At 59.7% G+C, this 5,184-nt stretch carries 6 protein-coding genes and 1 pseudogene; 4 read left to right on the top strand and 3 right to left on the bottom strand.

Annotated features, from left to right (window positions below):
* Positions 1–206: SufE family protein (locus EN925_RS22530; RefSeq protein ID WP_206632894.1), on the top strand; the 206-nt coding region annotated here is incomplete at its 5' end.
* Positions 207–298: 92 nt separating this feature from the next.
* Here the strand turns inward: EN925_RS22530 and EN925_RS22535 are convergent.
* Both EN925_RS22535 and EN925_RS22540 read right to left on the bottom strand, forming a co-directional pair.
* Complete coding sequence (locus EN925_RS22535) at positions 299–724, bottom strand: MucR family transcriptional regulator (RefSeq protein WP_013532660.1); 426 nt, start codon at positions 722–724, stop codon at positions 299–301.
* 444 nt (positions 725–1,168) lie between these two features.
* Complete coding sequence (locus EN925_RS22540) at positions 1,169–1,540, bottom strand: SH3 domain-containing protein (protein WP_164745941.1); 372 nt, start codon at positions 1,538–1,540, stop codon at positions 1,169–1,171.
* A gap of 160 nt (positions 1,541–1,700) precedes the next feature.
* Between EN925_RS22540 and EN925_RS22545 the strand changes: the two genes are divergently transcribed.
* From EN925_RS22545 to EN925_RS22555, 3 genes are all read left to right on the top strand, one after another.
* Positions 1,701–3,824, top strand: a complete 2,124-nt coding sequence (locus EN925_RS22545) for a S9 family peptidase (protein WP_127385259.1) — start codon at positions 1,701–1,703, stop codon at positions 3,822–3,824.
* Positions 3,821–4,447: a LysE family translocator gene (locus EN925_RS22550; protein WP_024505543.1), complete on the top strand. Its 627-nt coding sequence runs from the start codon at positions 3,821–3,823 to the stop codon at positions 4,445–4,447. The genes EN925_RS22545 and EN925_RS22550 overlap by 4 nt, the downstream gene beginning before the upstream one ends.
* A 156-nt stretch (positions 4,448–4,603) precedes the next feature.
* The gene (locus EN925_RS22555; RefSeq protein WP_013532664.1) at positions 4,604–5,011 is read left to right on the top strand and encodes an SET domain-containing protein-lysine N-methyltransferase; all 408 of its coding nucleotides are present in this window, start codon (positions 4,604–4,606) and stop codon (positions 5,009–5,011) included.
* A 1-nt stretch (position 5,012) separates the two neighbouring features.
* Here the strand turns inward: EN925_RS22555 and EN925_RS40860 are convergent.
* Positions 5,013–5,184 (bottom strand): annotated as a pseudogene (locus tag EN925_RS40860) (cytochrome C); the annotation flags it as partial.

Raw genomic sequence — 5,184 nt, forward strand, 5'->3', positions numbered from 1 at the left:
CTCATATCGTGCGTGGGCTGGTCGCGATCATGCTGGCGCTGTTTTCCGGCAGGACCGCCAGCGAAATCCAGAAGACCGATGCGGAAGCGACATTGAAAGAACTCGGCCTCGACGAACATCTGTCGCCGCAGCGCGCCAACGGCCTTCGCTCGATGGTCAAGCGCATCAAGCGCGACGCCGAGGCAGCGCTCAAGCAGACCGCCTGACGCTTCCCGACCCGATCCGCGCGTCGCGGCTCGCAAAAATCAAACGGCGCCCGAAGGCGCCGTTGATGTCGATCCGATCTGGCTGGCAGCAATTACCGCGCTTTGCGCTTGCGGCCGAGACCCATCTTCTTGGCGAGTTGGGACCGGGCAGCTGCATAGTTGGGTGCAACCATCGGATAGGTCGGGTCGAGGTTCCACTTTTCGCGATACTGGTCCGGCGTCAGGTCATAGTGGGTCATCAGGTGGCGCTTCAGCGACTTGAACTTCTTGCCGTCTTCAAGGCAGACGATGTAGTCGTCATGAACCGACCGCTTCGGGTTGACCGCCGGCTTCTGCTTGTCGGCAGGCGGCTGTTCGGCGGTTCCGCCCACACGCCCGAGTGCGGCATGGACATCGGATATCAGGTTCGGCAGTTCGCCGACCGGCACGGGATTGTTGCTGACATAGGCGGCCACCACATCGGCGGTCAATTCGATCAGCGCATCGCTGTTTCTGGAAGGTGTTTCGACAATATCCATGGTCTTCGGTCCCCAACAAGAGTTACATCGATCTGCGCCCTTTTTTACAAGCAGGGCATCGCACGAATTTTGTGCAGGTAGAGTTTCTACGATTCGTGTCGCGGGCACATCAATGAGCGTGCAGACCAAGTAAGTCAATTCGCCCCTCGCGCTATATTGAACGATATTGATCAAATGTTCCGCGATCAGCTTCAATCTTTCGTGCATTGTGTAATTTATCGATATTTCGCGTTCCCGTCGGCGGCGGCTGACGCAACGTCAGATCGCCGTTACATTCGTGGCAACTCACGAAACGGGTTTTAATGTTTGATCTTGCTTGGCTATCGCTCGAGAAATATTGGTTGTTCGCATTTGTCCACAAAACCACAGGTTGCCGTGGTCATATACGAGCAATCAGGCGACATGCCAGTCATCCGACCGATCGGCTGATTGCTGCCGCGTCAATCAATGCGGGATGATGTATTTGCCATAGGCCCAGCCGGTGACGAAATTGCCGTTCTGGACCGGATCATGCCAGACTTCGCACCAGCGATAGCGAATCTTTTGTGCCTGCTTCCATGCCGGCTGGTTGGCGATGTCGAGCAGGTTTATTCCGCCGGTGCATCGCCCGGTCATCTGCAGAACGGTGCCGTTCGGATATCCCGCCTGCTTTTGGGATGTGCCCGAAGGGTATTTGCGTACATTGAGCGTGTCGCCGAACGGGACATTGGCCACTTGCCAAGCCGCGAATACGGTCGCATGAGACTGGCCGGCAAAGCCCAGAGTTAGCGAAGCAACGGCGAAAGCCGCAGCAGTCCGAGACCAAATAGTCATCATCTCTCCTCCCGGCTCATCTCCTGGAGCCGACACAACCCATACGCTCCGGCTCTTGAACCTGCCCTGATCGGCGTGTTCATTTGCCATTCAAGATATTTCTCCATTCGAGATGGCCCTTCAAGATACTGGCCCATTGAAGATACTGGCAAAGCGAGACGCAATGACCAAGACATCCATATTTCCGATCGTCAGCCCGCCAACGCCCGAGAAGCGGCCGGTTTCCGACACGCATCACGGCATCACGCGAACCGACGACTATGCCTGGCTACGGGCCGATAACTGGCAGGAGATGTTCCGCGACCCGTCATTGCTCGATGCGGGGATCCGCGCAGAACTCGAGGCGGAGAATGCCTACCAGTCGAAGCTGATGGCCGACACGGTCGAACTGCAAAAGCAGCTTTTCAAGGAGATGAAGGGCCGTATCAAGGAAGACGATTCTTCCGTGCCGATGAAGGATGGGCCCTATGCCTACGGCTCGTCCTTTAAACTTGGTGGCGAGCAGCCGCGCTATTTCCGCATGTCGCGCGACGGCGGCGCCGAGCATATCCTGCTCGATGGCGACGCGGAGGCCGCGGGCAAGGCCTATTTCCGTCTTGGCGGTGTCGACCATTCGGCCGACCACGCCAAGCTGCTATGGGCATTCGACGACAAGGGCTCCGAATTCTACACGCTTCGCGTGCGTGACCTTGCCGATGGCAAAGAGCTTGCCGACCAGATCCCCGACACCGGCGGTTCAGGCGTCTGGAACGCAGGCAATGACGGCTTCTTCTACACGCGTCTCGATCCCAACCATCGCCCGTCCAAGGTACTGTTCCATGCGCTGGGCGACAGCCCGGACAGCGACCGGTTGATCTATGAGGAAACCGATCCCGGCTTCTTCATGAATGTCGACGGCACCCGCAACAACGAATGGATCATGATCGGCATCAACGATCACGAGACTTCGGAATACCGCCTGATGCGCGCCGACGATCCGTTTGCCGAACCGAAACTGGTGTCGCCGCGCGAGGTTGGCCTTCAATACGAGCTGGAAGAAGGCGGCGATATCTTCTTCATCCTGACCAATGCCGACGGCGCCAAGGACTTCAAGATCATGACGGCGCCGGCGAGCGATCCCGTGCGCGCCAACTGGCAGGAACTGGTGCCGCACGAGCCCGGCCGGCTGATCCTGTCGGTGATCGGCTTCAGGGACCACATGGTCCGGCTCGAACGCAAGGAAGGCCTGCCGCGCATTGTGGTGCGCGACCGTATCAGCGGCGAGGAGCATCTTCTGTCCCTCGACGAGGAGGCCTTCTCGCTCGGCCTGTCGGGTTCCTATGAGTACGACACCGAGATCATGCGCTTTTCCTACTCGTCGATGACGACGCCCGCGCAGGTGTTCGACTATAACATGCGCACCCGCGAGCGGGTGCTGCTGAAGACCCAGGAAGTGCCGTCCGGCCATGATGCGGACCATTATGTCACGCGGCGGCTGATGGCGCCGGCCAGCGATGGCGAACTGGTGCCGATCTCGCTTTTGCATCATCGCGACACGCCGCTGGACGGATCCGCACCTTGCCTGCTTTACGGCTACGGCTCCTATGGCATCACCGTGCCGGCCGCCTTCAACACCAACTGGTTCTCGCTGGTCGACCGCGGCTTTGTCTTCGCCATTGCTCACGTTCGCGGCGGCAAGGACAAGGGCTATGGCTGGTACGATGACGGCAAGCGGGAGAACAAGATGAACACGTTCACCGATTTCATCGCCGTCGCGCGCCATCTGGTCACGGAGCGTTACACGGCGCATGACCGTATCGTCGCGCAAGGCGGTTCGGCCGGCGGCATGCTGATGGGTGCCGTCGCCAACATGGCGCCGGATTGTTTTGGCGGCATCGTCGCCGAGGTTCCCTTCGTCGATGTGCTCACCACCATGCTCGATGCGACCCTGCCACTGACGCCGCCGGAATGGCCCGAATGGGGCAACCCGATCGCGTCCGCCGACGACTATCGGACGATCGCTGCCTATTCGCCCTACGACAATGTCTCTGATCACGACTATCCGCCGATCCTGGCGCTGGCCGGTCTCACCGATCCGCGCGTCACCTATTGGGAACCGGCCAAATGGGTGGCCCGGCTGCGCGACCGCAAGAGCGGAGACAATCCGGTTCTGTTCAAGATCAACATGGATTCCGGTCATGCAGGCGCTTCCGGCCGGTTTTCGCGGCTGGAAGAGATCGCCTACACCTATTCCTTCGCGCTGAAAGTGATGGGCAAGGCGCAGCTTACGGGAGCAACCAACCAATGATCGACCTGACCACCCTGATCGCCTACATCGCGGTCGTGCTCGGCTTCGTCTTCATTCCAGGCCCCGCCACCCTGCTGACGATCGCCCGGGCAACGAGTTCCGGAACCAAGGTCGGGATCGCGACGGGCGCCGGGATCGCTGCCGGCGACGTCTTTCATACCGTCATGGCCATGATCGGCATCTCGGCGATCATCGCCGCGTCGGCGACGCTGTTCAGCGTCATCAAGTACATCGGCGCGGCCTACCTGGTTTATCTCGGCATTCGCGCGATCATCGAGAAAACACCGGCCAACCCGGCGGCCGGTGCGCTCGCGATCTCCGCCGGCAAGGCGTTTCGACAGGCTGTCCTGACCGAAGTGCTCAACCCCAAGACCGCTCTGTTCTTCCTCGCTTTTCTGCCTCAGTTCGTGCGGCCTGAAAACGGATCGGTGATGCTTCAGATGACCGCGTTGGGGGTCATCTTCGTCATACTGGGCCTTTTCAGCACGGTCGTCTTTGCCGTGAGCGCTGGCCGGCTCGGCACGTTCCTGCGCCGAAATCCGTCGGTGTTACGATTGCAGGGCAAAGTTGTCGGCGGCATCTACTGCGCTCTGGGCGTCCGTCTGGCGCTGCAGCAACGCTGACTCTGGACGATGATCGATGCACCCTTGCCAGAGGGCTGGGTGTCAGGACTTTTTGAAGCTCCCGTCGCTCATTTTCACTCGCAATTGCGACGACCGCGCGCTACCCAGTGCGCGGCTTTTCCGGCCTGACAGCCTCCAATCGCGTAAAGGTTCATTATGCTGCTCGTCGACGTCTATCTCGACAAATCACCCATCCAGGGAATCGGCGTCTTTGCCAAGAACCACATTCCTCGCGGTACTCTGATCTGGAAGTTAGACCCAAGGTTCGATCGGCTCATCGAGGTCGAGACTTATGAGCGGGCGGCCGGCCCGGTGAAGAGCTATCTCGACCGCTACTCCTATCCTGACCGCCGCGATCCGAACTACATCGTCTTCGAAGCCGACGACGCGCGCTACATGAACCATGCCGACGAGCCTAATTGCGACGTCTCCTCACCCGAGGAGAGTTTTGCGCTGCGCGACATCGCGCCTGGCGAAGAGTTGACCTGCAACTACAACCATTTCTTCGAAACGGGCTTCGATTTTCTCGGTGACCGCCACCTGTCATCCGCAGACTCGATCTAGACTAGTTCGCCCTCTTGCGGGCCGGATAGCCGTTTGGATGCGCGGGTATCGCCTTGAGATAGGCGGCGATGGCAGCACGGTCCTGCGGCGCCAACTCGGCCATGTTTCGCTGCACGTCGACCATGGCGCCGCCGACGGAATCAAAATCGGGCGTGAAGCCGGTTTCGAGGTAG

Origin of the sequence: Mesorhizobium sp. M7A.F.Ca.US.006.04.2.1 (genome assembly GCF_004022915.1) — a bacterium.
GTDB classification, from domain to species: Bacteria; Pseudomonadota; Alphaproteobacteria; order Rhizobiales; family Rhizobiaceae; genus Mesorhizobium; species Mesorhizobium ciceri.